We start from the raw sequence: 18,364 nt of genomic DNA, 5'->3' as shown, positions 1-18,364 counted from the left end.
CGGAACGTCCGGCGTCCTCGGCGTTTAGCCCCCGTCAACAAAACGGGAGCCAAACAATCATGAATATCAAACTTCTCGGAGCCACGGCGATTGCGGCGACCCTGGTGACAGGCTCTGCCATGGCGCAGGCCGTGATCACCAATCCGGGCCGGTGCGCGGCGCAATTCCCCAACGCCAATTGTCAGAACGTCGGACCGGGAAATCCGTACACCGATAGCGGCTATCGGCATCGTCGCGTGTCCTATCGCCAGACCAACAACGGCGATTGGAATAACGACTGGAACAGGAGCCGCACCGGCTTCTGGCCGACCGACGTAGCCACTGGCGCGGTCGGAGCAGCCGCCGGCGTGGCCGGCGCAGCCATCGGGACTGCGGGCGCAATCGCAACCGCCCCGTTCCGTGCCACGAACGACGCCTACGCCTACGACAATGGCTGGGATAATTCGTGGAATAATTCTTGGGACAACCGCGGCTGGGACACCCGCACCTACGCCCAGCGCAACGGCTTCGTCTGCACGCCCGGCACCTGGTTCAAGGGCCAAGACGGGCGCCGCCACATCTGCCAGTAAGGCGGTTTGAACCGAACGCGACAGATCAGGCGGCCTTCGGGCCGCCTGATTCATATTTGCAGGGGATCGCGGGTTCTGGCACTTTCAGATCAAGTCTGGTATTGCGGCGCGCACGGGCGGACAGCCCCGGCATACGCCGGCCCCGCCCCGTTTTTCCAGGCGTCGCCGGCTTAGCTCAGCGGTAGAGCAGCGGTTTTGTAAACCGAAGGTCGGGGGTTCAATCCCCTCAGCCGGCACCAGCGTTACAACAAGTTATCCCCGATTTGTAGCCCCGACCGTCCCTCCGCTTTCGCAGCGGACAGCGTTCTGGGCTACGCCGGGCTACACACAATACGGACCCTTCACCCAAGGAAAGCCCGTGCGCCTCACGCCGCGGCAACCTGGTCCGAGAAGGGGGCTTGGCGGCGCGCCCGTCATGAACTATCCCCTCCCCGGGGATAGGATGATCCATGACGCAGCACATCCACGAGAGCCATCCGGATATCGTCAAGCGGCTGAAGCGCGCCGAGGGGCACCTGCGCAGGGTCATCGCGATGTTCGATGATGGCCGCTCCTGTCTCGACTTGGCCCAGCAGCTTCATGCGGTCGAGAAAGCCATCGCCGAGGCCAAAAAAGCCCTCATCCACGATCATGTCGACCACTGCCTGGATGCGGCCGCCAATGGCGGCTCCGGCAAATCTGCAAAGAATGCCCTCGCCGAGTTTAAGGCGATCTCGCGATATCTTTAGCGTGGAGTTCTCGATGCCTGCGGCCACTCGTTCGGCCGCCGCGATCGTGTCGGCCCTGCTTGTCATAGTTGGAGTCACACCGCAGGCCCTTGCACAGTCCGCACCGGCAAAAGTCGACGGCAAGCCGCCCGCCATCAAGTAATAAGCTGCTCTATGCGATCCATCGCCCGAATGGATTTGCTTTTTTCTCTTTTCGACATCTGGCGAGGCTCCTTCGCGGGTACGGGGCATGTGCTCGCAGCTCAAGAGCGCCGCAGGGATGTCTTCAGCGGACTTGACAGCATCCTCGTCGGCTCGGAAATGCATGAAGAAGGTGCGCGGCGAGTCATCAAACATTTGCCTGTGCAGCGCCATCACGTCCATGCACCGCTTCCGCAGCGCAATGACGACCAAGGTTCACCTCGACCCGGCTCAATCGCCGGTGATGCCCCCCTTACCCGCGCCCGGGCCGCTCGTCGCGCGTCTATGAAGAAGCTGCCCGGCGATCGTCGGGAACAGCAACACCGACAAGACTGCAGCTCCGACCAGCACAGAGCCCATCTGCTGACTCATGGTTTTTGCACGAACGGCAATCTCGGTGATGACAACGACCAACGAAAGCGAGGCGACCGAACTGTAAAGCGCGAAGGGTATCCGTTCTGCGGGCTTTAGATCCCTGCGATACAGAAATACCGGCGCACCTCGCACCAGCAGAAAAAGGGCGAGAGCGACCGGTACTAGCAACATCGTGACGACGCTACCGGTTATTGACGCGAGATCGAATTTTATACCCGTGCCGACGAAAAAAAACGGAATGAACCAGCCGAAGAAGATGGCATCAATTTTCATCCGCGGTGCTTTGCCGTCCGGCCCTTGTGTACCCAATCCTACGACTAATCCCGCAGCAAATGCTCCCAGGATACTCTCGAACCCGAAGCGCTCCGACAGAACGAAGAAAGCGGCAAACAATAGTAGGGTGATACGAACTGGAAGCTGGGAGCTCCCATGTAGCGAGCGAGCCAGGAGGGCGACAACACGGGGCGGACGTAGCCCCAAGCTGATTGCGGCCGCCAAAACTACGACCACAAGGAATGCCACCAGGAAACCAAACTCCTGGACAGTCGTATACTGCTGGCTAAGCAGCAACGACATTGCGACAATCGGTCCTAGTTCGCCCATTGTCCCTGCGGCAATGAAAAAACGCCCGAACGGTGTGTCGAGTTGATTTGCATCACGCAAAATGGGTAGCAGCGTACCCAGCGCGGTTGTGGCGAGAGCCAATGCCACGATCATAGGATCATGGAGCGAACTCGCACGAAGGATGGCTGCCGCTGACACCGCAAGCAAGACTGACATTCCCCACCCGCCGACCGCAAGTAACAAGGGCCGTCCGCGAATTCTTTCGAACTCGAGCTCCATGCCCGCCATGAAGAGCGTGGCCGCCATTCCGAAGGCGAACATAGAGGCCAAGACGCCGTCGAATCGCACCCAGCCAAGAACTTGCGGGCCGATGATGACGCCTAACACGACTTCAAGCACTACCGCCGGAATACGAAATCCGATCGGAAGCTCAGCGAGCAAAGGTCCGGCGACGGCCATGACCAGAACCAGAAGGACAGGCGAATGAGTGTCAGCCAACATCCCAAGTCCTATTGATTGTTCACCCTGCCAAGCCGCGACGAACACGCGTCGTTCTGCAATGATCGAATGGATGATTGCGTTTCATCATGGCACAACGGCAAAAAATAAATACGCCGCGAACATGACGAGATGCACGATTCCCTGAAGCACAGTTGTTCGCCCCGTGCCGAGAGTGATCACACCGAGAAGCAGTGTCAGGGCGAGAAGCCCCTGCTCCTTGGCATCCAATCCAAGCTCCAGACGGTAGCCGAGCGCAATCGAAACTGCCGCTACCGCGGGGATCGTCAGACCGATCGTGGCGAGCGCCGAGCCGAGCGCCAAGTTCAGGCTGGTCTGCAATCTGTTGTTTCGCGCCGCTTTGATTGCTGCTCCCGCTTCCGGCAGCAGAACCAGCAGAGCGATGATAATGCCGACGACTGATTCCGGCACCTGGAGATAACTGATTCCCCGCTCGATCGGAGGCGTCAGAGTCTTGCCGAGAGCGACCACGGCGGCAAGCGAAACCAGGAGAAGTCCTGCGCTTAGCGCAGTCGCTCTATTGTCGGGCAGCGCGACATGGCCGTCGTTGCTCGGCGGCTTGACTGGCAGAAAATAATGACGGTGGCGTACCGTCTGGATGAAGACAAATGCGAAGTACAGCACTAGCGATACGAGGCCGGCGAAGATGAGTTGCGGCGTGTTGTACAAGGGGCCGAGTTCCTGCGCCGCCAGATTCGGAAGAATCATCGTTAGGCCGGTGAGCGCGACGAGAACCGCCATCGCCGCACTCGCACCCTGAGCCTGAAATCCCTGTTCGTGGTGACGAATGCCGCCCCACAATAGACACGTGCCTACGATGCCATTGCACACGATCATGACGGCAGCGAAGACCGTGTCACGAGCTAACGCCGCTTTTTCGGCCGGCGCTGCGACCATAACCGAAACGATCAGGGCCGTTTCAATCACTGTCACAGCCAAGGCAAGAACAAGTGTTCCATAGGGCTCACCGACACGGTGAGCAACCACCTCGGCATGGTAAACCGCTGCAAAAACGGTACCCAACAACACGACTCCAGCGAGTCCACCGACGATGACCCCGGTACCGATGAAGGGGATAATTAGGAGCAGGAGCAGCAGCCACGCCACCGCGGGCCAAGCCCAGCTCCACCGCGGCGTACCTGCTACAGTCATAACGCGCAGCCCGCATCAGGAAGCAACGTCCCCCTATACGTCGAGCACAACCTCCGCTGATGGTTACTCTGTATCTGGCAGTTAACACCCATCCGGTTCTCCGCCGCCCCAGCTGGGTTTTCTGGATTGTGATTGATATTTCCACGCCCCACTATGCAGTTTCGGCTGAGACGTCCGATCGCGTCATACTCGTGCTAGTGCTCCCAATGCGCGCCCGGCTCGGCCGGACGCCACATATTGCACTAGCGTTCGGAACCAATTTGATAAGGCTTGCGGCCGGCCACATTTCATCCGATTTTCTGCTCTCGAAACGAAATTGACGATGGAAAATGGCGTCACCCCGATGACGATCACAGAGAGCAAGAAAATTTCCGCGTGTCCGAGCTGGCTCGCACTAAGCGAGGACCGCAAGAGCTTCGTCTATCTTGAGGACCGAGCCGAGATAATTCGAAAGATCTTTGAACTTTCGATTGGCGGGTTGGGCAGCTACGCAATAACGAGCTTTCTGGAGAAACAGGGCATTCCCCCGTTCGGATCATCGCGCAAATGGGACCACACCACGATAGATAGCATGCTTCGCAACCGCGCCGTCTTAGGGGAGTATCAGCCGAAGAGTTATGCCGGCGGCCGAAGCAAGGGAATTCCGAATGGTCCGCCCGTGCCGGACTACTATCCGGCCGTAATAGACGAAGGTACCTTCCAAAAAGCCCAGGCCGCCCGGCAGCAAAATTTGATGACCAGCCGCGGGCGAAAGGGAAATGATCTAGCAAACCTGTTTGATGGACTTACCACATGCGCATACTGCGGGAGCGAAGTCCGGTTTCTTAGTAGTCACCCTTATAAGAGCCTGGTCTGTGCGAAGGTGCTCGATGAAAACGGGTGCACGCGGACGGCATGGTCCTACCAGGATTTCGAAGCAAACGTTCTACAGTTTTTGGCCCACCCTGCGCTCCCGGACGCAGCGGAGCTTTCGCGGAAGGACGAGCTTCGAAATCTAGTTGGAGACATCGTCCGCTTGGGCGACGATGGCGACCTTTACGTCGCTCGTTACTCCATCGCCCTAAGTCTCAGAAAGATCGTCACGCAGCTCACGCTTTCAAGCAGCGGGGCTATCCCGTGGAATCGTCTGGGGGATGCGGCTGTTCGACGCGACGTCAAAGGACAATTCTTCGAGCTGCGTTTGTGGGGCGGTCACATCTACAAGGGCATCTCAACTACCTGAGTTGAGGCTTGTGTCTGCAAGACGGTTTCTATCGGTTTGATGGGGTCACAAGCGACCGACGATGCGAAAGACTATGGCTCGAACTGAAGGCCTTACTTCGTTCTGATCGGCCCACCTTCCGCAATCGTCGAGGCGGACCTACGCATGCCGGCAAGCTTAGCTGCCTGAGCGTGCTCGCACCCGCCTTCTGTGCCTCGCGGAGATGGGGAGCACATTCGCAGCGTAGCGGTCGGCCTCGGCCTTTACGGCTTCCACAGCTCCCTTGCGGGCCACGCGGAGCTTAGGGTTGCCCAGTGTAACCCCGCGGGCCTTCGCAGCGGATAGGGCTTGCCGGGTGCGGGTGGAGATCAGCGCACGCTCCTTCTCGGCCAGGGCGGCGAACAGGTGCAGGACAAATGGGTCAACGTCGGGCCTAAGCTCAGCGACCACGAAAGGGACCTTGTGGGCCATTAGCGCGGAGATGCAGTGTACATCACGGCTGAGCCGGTCGAGCTTCGCAACTCCTACGTGACACCTGAGCTTCCGCGCTGCGGCCAAGGCGGCCTTGAGCTGCGGCCTGCGGTCGAGCGCGTCGGCGCCCTTGCCCGTCTCGACCTCAACGAACTCGCGGGCCACTTCGTATCCCTCGGAGGACGCGAAGTGAGCCAGGGTCTGCCGCTGGGCTTCGATGCCCAGGCCTGAGCGACCTTGAGCAGAGGTGGACACGCGGATGTAGGTGATGAGCGGAGCCGATGGCAGGTCGAGGTTCTTCAGAGCTGGTCTGTAAAGAACCTATACGTCCACTTAGATTGTAGACAACGTGCAGAATGGAATCCCTGAGATTCCCTTTTGCATGCCTGCCCGAGTGCTGAGATGGCTCCCTGATCCGCGGCGCTCCGGGTGCCCGAGGTGCAGGATGGCCAGGGCTGGCCTGAGATCCGCTCGTTTAATGCGATCGAACTTTACGATTTCGATCAGTTCGACGTGCCCTTCGAGCGCAGCGTCGTAATCGCTGTAGAAACGGCGAACACGGGTTTGCTCGTCAGCGATGAGAGCACCTTCGAATAGCAAGGGCGTCTGGTCCATGCTGTTGGAACGAGCGGTATTCCAGCCAAGAGTTTGGTCAAGATGTGCGCAGAGCCAATCTGGTCGAAACTCAGACGCACTTTTTCCGGATTTGCTCCCATCCAGCTGCGCACGGTTTTCTGCACTTCTAGGTCGTTGCCTACGTAGACCGGCCGTTTGCCTTCCAAGATATAGAAGCCAAATGGAAAGATGATCATTCGATCCGCTCCAGTCAGCTACGTGCTAATCCTCGATCTGCAATTTCGCACAATAACAGCGAAGACAACGCTCAAGATGCTGCAATAATTTCTATGGTGCGCAATGTGGCAGCTTGCCTCATCTCGTTCTTGATGGAGCGAGCGACTGGTCTCCGCGATTGGCCAAGTTCACTCCTCACCTTCGGCGTGATCGAAGATAGACGAACCTCTTATCGTCACTGGAGCTCTCCTTGGGATCAACCTAAGCTGTATCAAGGGCCTCGCTACGATGAACGAAAGGTTTCCCCGCAAGGCTTCGGCAACTGACTTTGTGGAGAGGCCGACACTGTCTTCCGCATCGAACTGAAGAGAATGTCCCACTGCGGAATAGTCGGCTCCAACGCGCTCGCCCAGAGAACCTGAATGTCCGATATCTGGAAATCCAGGAATCTCAGCAAACGAACGCGTTCGCCAAGCCGAAGAACAACGCAAGAAACCCTCGGCAGTTTCCCGCCGAGGGCCTTTGGAGGTTAGGTCGCTAGACCGAACTTACCAGTTGCGCTGAGCGCGGAGCAGCAGCGTGTAGCTGTCCTGATCTTTCAGCTCGTACACAGCAGCCGGCTTCGCGATGGCAGCAGCACCACCGTAAGCAAAGGTACCTGCCATCTTCGAGTCCAAGTGCGTCCAGTTCACGTCGGCCGAGAACGTCAGGTTCTTGACCGGGGTCCAGCGGGTGATCAGGCCGACCTGGCCGATGGCGAAGTCAGGGTTACAATTGGTAACGCCGGCCACGGCGAACGTACCACCAACACCGCAGAGGGACCCCTTGGCGAGCGAGCCGAACTGCGCCTGAGCGTAGGCACCGTAGATGGCCGTATTCCAGTACGGATCCCAGTTATGAGTGTAAGCACCACGGAAGCCCCAGGTCTTGACGCTCTCCTGCTGGCTGCCGCCGCCCGCAGACGTGTACACCGTATCCGGGGCAGAGGCGAAAGCTACGCTCTGGTAAGCGATACCGGAGCTACCGAACATCGAATACGAGCTACCCGCGAGGTTCTGGAAGTTGTAGCGGGTCGCGCCGTCCGTGTAGACGCCCGAAATGTTGATCACGTCACCCGCACCGGTCGGGATGTTCTTGATCGACAGAGCGAGTTGAACCGCCCAACCCCACTTGTCGTCGGGGTGACCAGTCGGCTCGGTCGCACCGTAGTAGGCAACGTGGTTGTCATGCGCAGCGACCGATGCCTGGAACAGACCCCAGGCCTGGTCGACACGGACCATACCGACGAGGTTCGGAGAACGCGAACCACCGATGCCATTGATACCACTGGTGCCGCCGACGAGGCCAGCCACGCTGGCGCCGGCGAGGTTGAAGTTGCCAGCCTGATAGTAAGCGGTGGCGTCTTCGGCCGAGAACGACGCAGTGATGCCTTGGCCGAAGTCCGCGGTGTAGGTGAACTGGTTGACACCAGTGACCGTGCCGGAGCCGCCGACGAGGCTGTCAATGTTGTTGCCGGGATAGTTGGTCCAGGGCGCGTCGAACTGCGACACGGCCTTACCCATGGTGAACCCAGCGAACTGGATGAAGGCATAGTACACGCCGAGCGAACCGCCCGAGGTGCCGCCGTCGGACGGGTTTATCGAGGAACCAACGAGCGCCGGGGTCGCACCCGAGGTGTTCAGGGCCAGCGTGCTGGTGTAGGCGGTATTACCGAAGGCTGAACCGGTGCCCTGATAGCCGCCCGTCGTCCAAGAGAACGTCGCATCGAAGAACGTGCGGACGACGCCATATTCGGTCGCGGTGCGCGTGTCGATGTTGAGGTCTTCACGAGCGCGCATGGTGTAGTAGTTGCTCAGACGGTTATGCGCACCGGCCGGAGAGCCGTTGGCAATGCCGTAGACGCTGTTGGTGCCCAGCGCGACTTCAGCGCGCAGGTAACCACCCAGCTTGATGCAGGTGTCAGTGCCGGGGATGTAATAGAAACCCGCACCGTACAGGGAGCAGATCTTCACGTATTCGACCGCTTTGGCCTTCACGGGGAGATCGGCTGCTTGCGCTCCGCCCACGGCGATAAGACCCGCCGCTGAGCCGAGCAAAAGGCTCTTAACCAACTTCATGTTAAACCTCCAAGTTGCTCTTCAGGGAAGGTCACTGACCGGACGGCCAATTCCCGAACCCCCTTCAAATCCACCGCTTGAGCCACTTCGCGCCTTTGGACACACCCGCGGAACGCGAGGGACTTAAGCGAAAGACCTAAACGGGACGACCTTGGGATGCCCCCCTCCGTCGCACTCACGATATGAGGCAAAGACCTCCGATCAATCAATGACAGAGTGCCTCTGATGAGGTCGGAATGGCGCGTTTTTGGACGGATGTTGCACAAATATCACTTTTTGCTGAACGGACGCCGTTGCTTAAGTGATTGATTTTGCACCTAAAATCTGTCCGGTTCTCGAAAAATCGCTTTGGAACCATTTCCTGCGGATCGGGTTCCCCACAGCCTTGGTGCTTCGCCGCGAGGGATCACGTGGCAGAATCACTCATCCCAAGGAGTCGTCCACGCATCGTAGCTGAGCGAACGAGAGCTTCGGCTCGATGCCGCGAGCAGATGCAGTGCACAGCTTATAGATTAGCGCTCTTGAGGGATCGCGCGGACGAAGCGCCTTACAGCACTTTTCGTATCCGGCGCGGACTGCTCGCCCTTATTCGATCTAGGGTCAGCTGCCGGGTTTCCCTTGGAGTGGCTAGGTATCCAGAGGAACGGACAGACCAAACTCGGACCTGCCTAAGTCTACTGGCCAGGAACTTTGTTCAGAACTCGTTCCATCCCCTCCCCTCTCTAACTAACGACTGAGACGAGCAGACATCCTGCCGGAAGGCGCGCGTCGCCATCAGTTGCGCAGATATTACCACCCACGACTCTGCGGAGCAGGGTCGCCTCTTGGTTGCGTGTGATGAAATACTTGGCCAGCCCCCCTTCGCCAGCCTACATCGTGCGCCATAGGACGAAACGGCGAAGACAAGTCGTCGCTCAGAACTCGATCGTAGGCTCACGATGAATGTCGATCCCGCTTAGGCCCGTTGGATCGTTGAGCAAGTCGTGCGATGTCCGGATCAACGTCGTAAACAGACCTCCGCTCGAAAGGCCGAATACGCATGCTGCGGACCAACTCATTCGCTGCCACAGGGCGCCCGCAGGTGATTAGCTTAATCAAAAAAACGACGGGCGCCTCGCTATCGGGGCACCCGTAGAATTTTGTCAACGAAGCTCAATTTACTTGGCGATTGCTGCTTGGGCTGCGGCGATCTTCGCTTTCACAGCCTCAAGATTGAAACTCGCGCCCTTCTGCATCGGCGGAAACTCGATCGCGGTCATCGCCAGTTTTTCAACCTGTTGTTGGACAAATACGAAGCGCCAGAATTCGTATTTGAACCAATCGAAATATTGCTGCGCGCCCTCCTTGGTCCCATTGTTCGGCCAGCCAGTGCGCTCAAACGGATCGAGGCGGAGGTTGGTTATGTAGGGTACGTCCGGCTTGGTTTTGTCACCCAGCCAGCCCCCGGGCTGGTCGATGAAACGAAACTTGTAGTCATCGATGCGAACCGCGCCGAGTTCGCTCTCGCCGAAGTACCAGATTTCGTGCCTTTTCGACGGTCCCTGACCGGTGATCATATCCATCTGGTTGTACCCATCGAGATGGCATTTGAACGTGGTATCGCCGATCTGTTTTCCCTTCTTCAATTCTTCCGCAATGTTGGGATTGCCCGCGGCTGCAAGAAGTGTCGGGAACCAGTCGAGGCCGGAGATCATCCCATTTTCCACCCTGCCCGCCGGCACTTTGCCGGGCCACCGGATCATTGCCGGCGCGCGGAAGCCGCCTTCCATCACCGTGCCTTTGCTCTGCGCGAAAGGCGTCTGTCCGCCGTCAGGCCAGGTGAACACTTCGGTGCCGTTGTCGGTTGTGAAGATGACGATGGTGTTGTCGTCGACCCCCATGTCCTTGAGCTTCTTCATAACGATACCGACGTCATCGTCGAGTTGCGCCATACCGGCTTCATGGATCGTCCAGCCGTTCTTGGAGTTGCGTAACGCCTGATATTTCGGCGACAGATGGGTGACGATATGCATGCGGGTCGGGTTGAGCCACAGGAAAAACGGCTTGTTCTCAGCCTTCGCCTTATCGATGAACGCCAGCGAGAAGTCGCGAATTTCGTCGTCCACCGTTTCCATTCGCTTCGGATAGAGCGTTCCGGCGTCCTCGATCTTCTGCTTGCCTACCCTGCCCCAGCGTGGATCTACCGTCGCGTCGTCAACGCTGGTGGCATATGAATGAATCATGTTCCGCGGACCGACGGTGTTCAGCAAATCCTGCGGATAGGCGGGATGAGCTGGATCTTCCATCGCGTCGAGATGATAGAGGTAGCCGAAGAATTCGTCGAAGCCGTGAACGGTTGGCAAGAACTCGTTCTTATCACCGAGATGATTTTTCCCGAATTGGCCGGTCGCGTAGCCCATTCCTTTTAGCGCCTGAGCGATCGTTACCGCCTGAGCCGGCAGACCAGTGGGAGCGCCGGCTTGCCCAACCGTAGTCATACCGGTGCGGATCGGCAGCTCGCCAGTGATGAAGTTGGCGCGGCCGGCCGTACAACTCGCCTCGGCGTAGTAGTCGGTGAACAGCATGCCCTCGGCGGCGATCTTGTCCAAATTCGGAGTCCGGCCGGCCATCATGCCGCGGTGATAAGCGCCAAGATTCCAGATGCCGATGTCGTCGCCCATGATGACGACGATGTTGGGCTTCTGTCCGGCAGACGCAGCTGCGGGCGCTGTCGTTGCCTGCTGCGCCTGGGCAGGGTTCGTCAACCCGACGGCTGCGAGTGCGGAGGCCGCGACCAGAGAGCTGCCGCTCAACAGCAATTCGCGGCGTTTCAATCCTGCGCTGCTCGGCCCGCTAGAGAGCTCTGACTTCTCGGACGCCTTTTTGTCGCTCATGACAGTCCTTTTTCCTGTTCGCGGTGGCTAACGGGCTTTAACTCAACCCAACGAATATCACGCAGGGCACATCAGATCTTGTGATCCGACACGCTGATGCCGACGCCGCACTTTGACTGTGTTTCCAGCGATCGACTATGCACAAACGGCAGCCGCTTCGAACGCACGCATATGCGTTTTGGACCCAACCCCGACAGTCGCGGCATGTCAGCTAAGAGCCAAGGACGAATGCGACACCGCACTGTTGGTGGCCGAGGGATCAACCTGAGCGCCGCCACACGCTAAAAACGTTAGCCTCCTCTACAAGGGAGGCAGCACACTGGAAAATACCTGGACCGAGAAACATTTTGCTCGTCGAGAACGCTAAGATGAACCGACACGAGCGTTGCAATAGCGCTTACGTCGAGAAGCATCTGAGACATGGGCAGATGGCAAGCTAGGCAATGGCCTTTTTCATCAGGATTTCGTCCTGGAGATACACCGGAATCCAACATGGCTCGCCGAAGTATCGATCGGCTCGGCGTGACGGGCTGCCGGGCGATACCGTCGGCAGTAGTTCGGCGCGCACAGATGCGAGCCTCCCTTAAGCACTCTCCGGGGAATGCTGATGTTTGGGGTACGTGGGTCGTAGCTTTCGCCTTCGGCGCCGCCGCGGGGATTCTGCGGAATGCAACAAGCCTTCGGCGCATCGGCGTCGTGCTTCGGCGAATACCAATCGGCCGTCCACTCCCAGACATTCCCGATCATGTCATAGAGGCCGTAGCCATTCGGTGGAAACGCGGTCACCGGCGAGGTACGTTCGAAGCCATCGGCTAAGAGGTTCTCATGCGGGAAGTCACCCTGCCAGGTGTTTGCCATGTGTTTGCCAGCAGGCGTCAGTTCGTCTCCCCACGCGAACTCCGCCTCGCTCAATCCGCCTCGCGCGGCGAATTCCCACTCGGCTTCGGTTGGCAGATCCTTCCCGGCCCATTTTGCGTATGCGTCCACGTCGCGTAATGCGACGTGGACGACGGGATGATCTTCGAGGCCACGGATATTGCTGTGGCGTCCGTACGGCCGCCGCCAGTTGGCGCCGAAGGCGAAGGTCCACCACTCACCCCAGTACCGCAGATCCACCGCCTCTTTGGGCGGAGTGAAGACAAGGGAGCCAGCTTTAAGCATCTGCGGCAATGCGTTCGGATAATCCTTCGCTTCAGGAGTTATCTCGGCGAAGGTGACGTAGCCGGTCGCGTTGATAAAGTCGCGGAACTGGCGATTGGTTACAGGGGTCCGGTCCATCCAAAAACCGTCCACGGTGACGCGGTGGGCGGGAGCTTCTTCCGGATAATGCTTGTCCGAGCCCATCCGAAACGTACCGCCTGGTACGCGCACCATCTCATGCGGAGGATCTTCAAGGGGGCGCCTGAGATCAGACTGGCGGGCAGAATTCATGTGACTTCCGTCTTGACGGTCACTTCAGCAGCAGAATGCCCACCCTGCGCCGTGCGCACTATGCGAATTCGGCAAAATCCGTAAACCCCGAAGAGAAAAGAAAGCCTTAGCTACGAACTCGAAAGGCCAGGATTACCAATCCCGCGCCCTGAATGAGGAGCAGCGCACCAAAGACAACCGGCACGGCCAATGCGGCTGCTATGGGAGACCCTAGTAGCAGAAGACCAACCAGGCCGTTGATCGCTCCCAAGATAAGCGGCCCGATGCCGCCACCCTTGAGGCCGGCAATGATCTGCAGAGTGCCCATGAGAAGTCCTTGAACGCCGAGAATGAGCACCAGCACCGTCGGCACAGTCAGGGCAGCAACGAGCGGGTGTCGCAGAACGAAAAGACCTGCGAGAACGCCAACCACTCCGCTGAGCAACGACCATATCCATGGCGTTGAGCGATCGATAAACACTTGGACGAACGCAAGCAAGCCCGTTATGAGCCAGTAAAATCCCAAAAACGTTGTGAGCGCGAGGATCGTCGCGCTGGGTTGGGTGACAAGCATAAGGCCCAGTATGACGCCGGCAAACCCTTGCAGGAGGAAAACCCACCAGATGCTGGACTGCTGTGGCAGGACGGCGATGTTGGTCATGACCTAACCTCCGGAGTTTTGCTAATTGTTGGCCGGCGGCAGCCTCAGTTTATCCATCGCCTCTTCGACGGAGAACGAACCCGGACGTTGCCGAGGCGGAAATTGCGCGAAAGTTGCTAGGTGCTGCCCCACAATTGCCTGCGCGGGCACGACCACGAACGCATGCTCGATAAACCATCTGACATAGTCGCCGGACTCACGTTGGGCGCGCTCGAATGGATCGGAGCGCAAGTTGAACAGCATTGGGAGGCGGAGCTGAACCATCGGTTGTTGCCAGACGCTGAAACCTTCGGCCTTCTGCTCGAGAAAGACTGCTTTCCATTGGTCGAAGCGGAGCCCGGCGAGGTCGCCGTCATCGGTCCAGTAAAAGAATTCTCTACGTTTGTCGGGCCCCTTTCCTGCCAGCAGGTCGCGCTGATCATAGCCGTCTAGATGAACCTTGAAGTTCTGGCCTGCCGCATCATAGCCTTGCAGCAGCTTTTCCTTGATAGCGGGCTCGCCGGCGGCAGCAACCAGCGTCGTCGCCCAATCCTCGGCGGAGAAAATTTCGTTGATTTCCGTTTTCGCCGGGACGAGGCCGGGCCAACGGATCATCGCGGGGACCCGATAGCCGCCCTCCCAATTGGTGTTCTTCTCGCCTTTGAACGGCGTGGTTCCACCATCAGGCCAGCTGAAAGTTTCAGCGCCATTGTCGGTCGTGTAGACGACGATCGTGTTGTTGGAAATACCGAGGTCGTCGAGTTTCTTCAGCAACTGGCCGACCTGCCCGTCGTGTTCGACCATGCCATCGGGGTAGATGCCCAAACCCGTCTTGCCTTGCGATTCCTTCTTAAGGCGCGTCCAGATATGCATGCGGCTGGGATTGAACCAAACGAAGAACGGCTTCTTGTCCCGATTGGCGCGATCGATGAAATCTGTCGATGCCTTTAGAAATTCCTCATCAATCGTCTCCATTCGCTTCTTGGTAAGAGGACCGGTGTCCTCACACTGCTGTTTGCCAAGAGGTCCAAATCGGGGATCGTCGCCGGGCGTCGCAGTTGCCGTAGCAAAACACTTCATGACTCCGCGCGGACCGAATTTCGCCCGGAACGATGGATTAGCCGGATAATCCGCATGCTCTGGTTCATCCTCGGCATTTAGATGATAAAGATTTCCAAAAAACTCATCGAAGCCGTGCACGGTCGGCAGAAATTCGTTGCGGTCACCTAGATGGTTCTTGCCGAATTGTGCGGTTGCGTAACCCTGCGGTTTCAAGAGCTCCGCGATCGTTGGGTCTTTCGCGGAGAGCCCTTCCTTGGCTGCAGGCAGCCCAACTTTCAAAAGGCCCGTGCGGAGCGGACTCTGCCCGGTGATGAAAGCAGCACGACCGGCTGTACAGGACTGTTGCCCATAATAGTCGGTGAAAATTGCGCCCTCGTTGGCGATACGATCGATGTTGGGCGTCCGATATCCCATCATACCCCGGTTGTAAGCACTGATATTCCAGTAACCGATGTCGTCAGCCATAATAACGAGAATGTTGGGCTTCTGCGGCTGTTGCGCTCGAACAGAAGTGTTGACGGCGGCCAAGGTGGCGAGTGCGATCAGGCTTGGTCGGATGATCTTACTGAAGCCCATTCTACGTCCTGTGATTCCTGGAATTTCTGGAACATGCGGCCGGCCCTTCGCGGCCGGCCGCTAATTGTGTTTCAATCGAGCACTAACCGTTCGCTAATCGCTCCGTCCAGCAGTCTTGGCCTGCTTGAGCTGCTGGATAACCTGGTCGAGGTTGTAGCTTGCAGGATCCTGGAGCGGCGGATATTCGACGTAGGTCTCCAATTCCTTCAGCCACAGCGTCTGACCGATGGGCAACATGTTCCAGTCGTAAACGTAGGCCGTCGAAGGTGAACCGATCGTGCCACCCTGGCCCATGAGGGTCTTGAACTGCGCACCGATCGACGTCTCGAACGGATCTCGCTTGATATTGACGACCTGTGCCCAGTGGTAGGGAAGCGCGCCAGCAATAAAGCCGGATGGAGCGTCAGATACCATCGTGAAGTAGATCTTCCAGTTCTTGTACCGAACCGCCGAGGGGTCCTTGCCGGAATAGTAGAAGAATGTGTCGCGCGCAGACTTTTCCGAACGTCCGGAGAGGTACTCGGTCTGATCGACGCCATCCAAGGTCGTCTTGACGATGCCGGGATATTGCCCGGCCTCGATGCGCTTCTTCAAACCATCACCCTTGGCGCCGCCCGCAATATTGATAAGCGTCGGCATCCAATCCAGCGACGCAAAAATATCGTTCTTGATCGTGCCTGGCTTGATCACTCCCGGCCAACGGATAAGTGCAGGTGCACGCATGCCGCCTTCCCAAGTGCTAAGCTTGCCGCCCTTGAATGGGGTAGTGCCGCCGTCCGGGAAGGTGATGGTTTCGGCGCCATTGTCGGTCGTGAACACGACGATCGTATTGTCGAGTTGGCCCATGTCCTCGAGCTTCTTAAGCACAGTGCCGATGTTATCATCCAGCTGCTTCATGCCGGCCTCGTTAAGGCCCCAATCCTTGCCGCCGGCTTCGCCAATCATGCCCGCGTACTTCTCATTCAGCACGGTCGTAATGTGCATGCGTGCCGGATTGTACCAGGCGAAGAAGGGTTTGTTGGTTTTCTTCGGGTCATTGCGATCGAGGAAGTCAACGACCTTCGCCGAGATTTCCTCGTCGACGCTCTTCGAGCGCTCAAGCGTCAGGGGACCTTGGTCGCTGCACGTCATGTTCTTTGCGGTGCCATCGGACGATTTGCACGACAAGACTGGTCGCGGCGGTGTCAGGCAAACTGGTGACGTTTTCGGATCAACCGCACCATTTACCTCCTGCAACCCAGGTATCGGCGTGTTCTTGCACGGCGGAGCAACGGTCTGTTGAGTAGGAGACTTGTTGAGGTCCGGGAAGCTCACGCCCTGCATCGCGTCGAGATGATACAAATAGCCCCAGAATTCCTGAAATCCATGCGCGGTCGGCAATGCATCGGTATGGTCGCCGAGATGGTTTTTGCCAAATTCGCCGGTATTATAACCGAGATCCAGCAGGAATTTTGCGAGTGCCGGTGTGCCGGGTCGTAGATAGGACGGGCTGCCAGGCAACTGCGGAGGAATCATACCTGTGCGCAACGGATGCATTCCAGTGAAGAAAGCGTTCCTTCCGGCCGTGCAACTTTGCTCGGCATAGTAATGTGTGAAGATCGCACCCTCGTTGCCGATGCGGTCGATATTGGGTGTCTCGCCAACCATCAATCCGCGATGATAAATGCCTGGCTGGTATAGTCCAATGTCGTCGCCCATGATGAAGAGGATGTTGGGCTTTCCGGCTGGTGCCTGTGCGAAGGCAGGCAGGGAGATTACCGGCAGACTGACTGCCGCCAAGGCGGTTGCTGACACCAGCATACGTTTGAAGTTTCTAGTGATCTTCATAACTCCGGCTCCTAGCTGTCACGATACTTGATCGGCAGACTTCTCGAAGTCTGTGGGGTGCAGAAGCGAAGAGGAGCTGCCCCACTCACAGGGCTCCGCTCTCCGTGGAGGTTAGTCTGTCCGAAGTTTCTTCGATCGCGCTATGCGAATTCGGCACAGCGCTTGAATTACTCCTCCTTGCTGGAGACGCGGCGCAACGTTGATGACGGCGTCTCTCCGAAGACGTCGCGGTAAGCCACCGCGAAGCGCCCGAGTTCGGTAAAGTGATGATTTCGCGCAATCTCTGAAACACTGGCTGATGCCGGATCGGCGCAACGCAATGCTGATCGCGCCCTATTCAATCGCTGCAACAGGTAGTAACGGCTTGGACTAACGCCCAGAAATTCGGCGCAGCAAAGTCGCAAGGTGCGCTCCGGCACCCCGATTGTGGTGCAGAGCTCCGACAGATTCAAATGAGGCTCTTTTTGTCGAGCCAAGCAGTCCTCGAAACCAACCATAATGTCCGAGTGGCGCCGCCTGGAGTTCGAGGGTCTACCCCCATTCTTGATCGACAGGCATTTGACAAGCGCGCTGAGCAACTCGCGCTCAAGCGAGGCGGCGCCCGCTGTTGAGAATACTTCTCCCATCAGTTCAGCGAGATCGCACAGCTTCGAAACGATGGCAAGAAACGCTGCGGTGGCGTCGTGTGCAGGCATGACGTCACAGGATTCTGATGGCACTCTGATACTTTCGCCGATCAACCTTCTGCTGCATGCGGTAAGCTCGTCTGGCGGCAGAGATATAAGGCACCACTCGGCTCCTCCAGTCGTGCGCTGGTGTGCTCGCTGTTCAAGGGAATGGAACACCAGGTCGCCGAAGTTCAAGGCCACGCCGCAATAGACCATGCTCCGCGTCCGGCTTGTCGAAAACGAGATATGCACATGGGCCGACGGCAAGGCGATAAAGGCGATGCGGGGAAGGTTCTCTCTTCCTCTCAGCACGTGCAGGCGACCAATTTTCAAGTGGGTCAATTGCCCCTTGAACTCTCCATTACCTGTTACAAAAAGCTCGACCTTTTCTGCTCCAATCGCCGCACCGTAGGCATCGGGACTAACGAAGATCGCCGTTCCGTTCTGGATCATCCGAATCGTCTCGTTCGAGATGGCCGCCACCGCCGCGAGCCCAGCCGGGCTACAGCATGGTAGATTGGCAACGACCTGCCTATGCAGCTTCGGAAGCCGATTGTGCTCCGTCGCGACTTTTTGGTGCCCTGAGATCTCCGCTACGCGACTCGCGCTTTACTCCGAGTGTTGCGCCGGTACATCAACC

General features: G+C 58.0%; 14 protein-coding genes, 1 tRNA gene and 1 pseudogene. 4 read left to right on the top strand and 12 right to left on the bottom strand.

Translation table 11 applies throughout. The annotated features are described in order from the left end of the window. Nucleotides 1-59 precede the first annotated feature (59 nt). From ABIC03_RS13330 to ABIC03_RS13320, 3 genes are all read left to right on the top strand, one after another. Nucleotides 60-569 (top strand): hypothetical protein, encoded by a 510-nt coding sequence (locus ABIC03_RS13330; RefSeq protein WP_354058666.1) that lies wholly within the window; start codon nt 60-62, stop codon nt 567-569. Between the two features lie 164 nt (nt 570-733). After that, nucleotides 734-808, top strand: a tRNA-Thr gene (locus ABIC03_RS13325). Between the two features lie 210 nt (nt 809-1,018). Continuing rightward, the gene (locus tag ABIC03_RS13320) at nt 1,019-1,297 is read left to right on the top strand and encodes a metal-sensing transcriptional repressor (protein ID WP_354059643.1); all 279 of its coding nucleotides are present in this window, start codon (nt 1,019-1,021) and stop codon (nt 1,295-1,297) included. Between the two features lie 258 nt (nt 1,298-1,555). On the opposite strand, the pseudogene ABIC03_RS13315 reads toward ABIC03_RS13320, so the two are convergent. From ABIC03_RS13315 to ABIC03_RS13305, 3 genes and pseudogenes are all read right to left on the bottom strand, one after another. After that, nucleotides 1,556-1,690: pseudogene (locus ABIC03_RS13315) on the bottom strand (DUF1259 domain-containing protein); the annotation flags it as partial. Nucleotides 1,691-1,708: 18 nt separating this feature from the next. Beyond that, nucleotides 1,709-2,917 carry a cation:proton antiporter gene (locus ABIC03_RS13310; RefSeq protein ID WP_354058665.1) on the bottom strand — a complete coding sequence of 403 codons (1,209 nt, stop codon included), beginning with the start codon at nt 2,915-2,917 and terminating at the stop codon, nt 1,709-1,711. An 84-nt stretch (nt 2,918-3,001) separates the two neighbouring features. After that, nucleotides 3,002-4,087: a calcium:cation antiporter gene (locus ABIC03_RS13305; protein ID WP_354058664.1), complete on the bottom strand. Its 1,086-nt coding sequence runs from the start codon at nt 4,085-4,087 to the stop codon at nt 3,002-3,004. Nucleotides 4,088-4,409: 322 nt separating this feature from the next. Between ABIC03_RS13305 and ABIC03_RS13300 the strand changes: the two genes are divergently transcribed. Beyond that, nucleotides 4,410-5,309 carry a recombinase family protein gene (locus ABIC03_RS13300; protein WP_354058663.1) on the top strand — a complete coding sequence of 300 codons (900 nt, stop codon included), beginning with the start codon at nt 4,410-4,412 and terminating at the stop codon, nt 5,307-5,309. A gap of 156 nt (nt 5,310-5,465) precedes the next feature. Here the strand turns inward: ABIC03_RS13300 and ABIC03_RS13295 are convergent, their stop codons facing one another. The 9 genes from ABIC03_RS13295 to ABIC03_RS13255 form a co-directional block, all read right to left on the bottom strand. Beyond that, complete coding sequence (locus ABIC03_RS13295) at nt 5,466-6,014, bottom strand: recombinase family protein (protein WP_354058662.1); 549 nt, start codon at nt 6,012-6,014, stop codon at nt 5,466-5,468. A gap of 248 nt (nt 6,015-6,262) precedes the next feature. Further along, nucleotides 6,263-6,571 (bottom strand): hypothetical protein, encoded by a 309-nt coding sequence (locus ABIC03_RS13290; RefSeq protein ID WP_354058661.1) that lies wholly within the window; start codon nt 6,569-6,571, stop codon nt 6,263-6,265. Between the two features lie 528 nt (nt 6,572-7,099). Next, nucleotides 7,100-8,668 carry a porin gene (locus ABIC03_RS13285; protein WP_354058659.1) on the bottom strand — a complete coding sequence of 523 codons (1,569 nt, stop codon included), beginning with the start codon at nt 8,666-8,668 and terminating at the stop codon, nt 7,100-7,102. A 1,157-nt stretch (nt 8,669-9,825) separates the two neighbouring features. Next, nucleotides 9,826-11,541, bottom strand: coding sequence for an arylsulfatase (locus ABIC03_RS13280; RefSeq protein ID WP_354058657.1), 1,716 nt, complete (start codon nt 11,539-11,541; stop codon nt 9,826-9,828). A 456-nt stretch (nt 11,542-11,997) separates the two neighbouring features. Further along, nucleotides 11,998-12,972: a formylglycine-generating enzyme family protein gene (locus ABIC03_RS13275; RefSeq protein WP_354058655.1), complete on the bottom strand. Its 975-nt coding sequence runs from the start codon at nt 12,970-12,972 to the stop codon at nt 11,998-12,000. A 106-nt stretch (nt 12,973-13,078) separates the two neighbouring features. Beyond that, nucleotides 13,079-13,612 (bottom strand): HdeD family acid-resistance protein, encoded by a 534-nt coding sequence (locus ABIC03_RS13270; protein WP_275168318.1) that lies wholly within the window; start codon nt 13,610-13,612, stop codon nt 13,079-13,081. Nucleotides 13,613-13,633: 21 nt separating this feature from the next. Next, nucleotides 13,634-15,229, bottom strand: a complete 1,596-nt coding sequence (locus ABIC03_RS13265; protein ID WP_354058652.1) for an arylsulfatase — start codon at nt 15,227-15,229, stop codon at nt 13,634-13,636. 93 nt (nt 15,230-15,322) lie between these two features. After that, the gene (locus tag ABIC03_RS13260; RefSeq protein ID WP_354058650.1) at nt 15,323-17,056 is read right to left on the bottom strand and encodes an arylsulfatase; all 1,734 of its coding nucleotides are present in this window, start codon (nt 17,054-17,056) and stop codon (nt 15,323-15,325) included. 167 nt (nt 17,057-17,223) lie between these two features. Then, nucleotides 17,224-18,177 (bottom strand): helix-turn-helix domain-containing protein, encoded by a 954-nt coding sequence (locus ABIC03_RS13255; protein ID WP_354058648.1) that lies wholly within the window; start codon nt 18,175-18,177, stop codon nt 17,224-17,226. Between the last annotated feature and the right edge of the window lie 187 nt (nt 18,178-18,364).

The sequence above is a fragment of the Bradyrhizobium sp. RT6a genome (assembly GCF_040547675.1).
In the GTDB taxonomy this organism is placed as follows: Bacteria; Pseudomonadota; Alphaproteobacteria; order Rhizobiales; family Xanthobacteraceae; genus Bradyrhizobium.
This window is presented reverse-complemented; position numbering and strand designations above follow the sequence as displayed.

Excerpts from the sequence above, each read along its gene's own strand:
- ABIC03_RS13310 (WP_354058665.1), bottom strand. The coding sequence starts at position 2,917 with ATGTTGGCTGACACTCATTCGCCTGTCCTTCTGGTTCTGGTCATGGCC.
- ABIC03_RS13320 (WP_354059643.1), top strand. The coding sequence starts at position 1,019 with ATGACGCAGCACATCCACGAGAGCCATCCGGATATCGTCAAGCGGCTG.
- ABIC03_RS13270 (WP_275168318.1), bottom strand. The coding sequence starts at position 13,612 with ATGACCAACATCGCCGTCCTGCCACAGCAGTCCAGCATCTGGTGGGTT.
- ABIC03_RS13290 (WP_354058661.1), bottom strand. The coding sequence starts at position 6,571 with ATGATCATCTTTCCATTTGGCTTCTATATCTTGGAAGGCAAACGGCCG.
- ABIC03_RS13255 (WP_354058648.1), bottom strand. The coding sequence starts at position 18,177 with ATGATCCAGAACGGAACGGCGATCTTCGTTAGTCCCGATGCCTACGGT.
- ABIC03_RS13280 (WP_354058657.1), bottom strand. The coding sequence starts at position 11,541 with ATGAGCGACAAAAAGGCGTCCGAGAAGTCAGAGCTCTCTAGCGGGCCG.
- ABIC03_RS13305 (WP_354058664.1), bottom strand. The coding sequence starts at position 4,087 with ATGACTGTAGCAGGTACGCCGCGGTGGAGCTGGGCTTGGCCCGCGGTG.
- ABIC03_RS13300 (WP_354058663.1), top strand. The coding sequence starts at position 4,410 with ATGGAAAATGGCGTCACCCCGATGACGATCACAGAGAGCAAGAAAATT.
- ABIC03_RS13265 (WP_354058652.1), bottom strand. The coding sequence starts at position 15,229 with ATGGGCTTCAGTAAGATCATCCGACCAAGCCTGATCGCACTCGCCACC.
- ABIC03_RS13275 (WP_354058655.1), bottom strand. The coding sequence starts at position 12,972 with ATGAATTCTGCCCGCCAGTCTGATCTCAGGCGCCCCCTTGAAGATCCT.
- ABIC03_RS13260 (WP_354058650.1), bottom strand. The coding sequence starts at position 17,056 with ATGAAGATCACTAGAAACTTCAAACGTATGCTGGTGTCAGCAACCGCC.
- ABIC03_RS13330 (WP_354058666.1), top strand. The coding sequence starts at position 60 with ATGAATATCAAACTTCTCGGAGCCACGGCGATTGCGGCGACCCTGGTG.
- ABIC03_RS13285 (WP_354058659.1), bottom strand. The coding sequence starts at position 8,668 with ATGAAGTTGGTTAAGAGCCTTTTGCTCGGCTCAGCGGCGGGTCTTATC.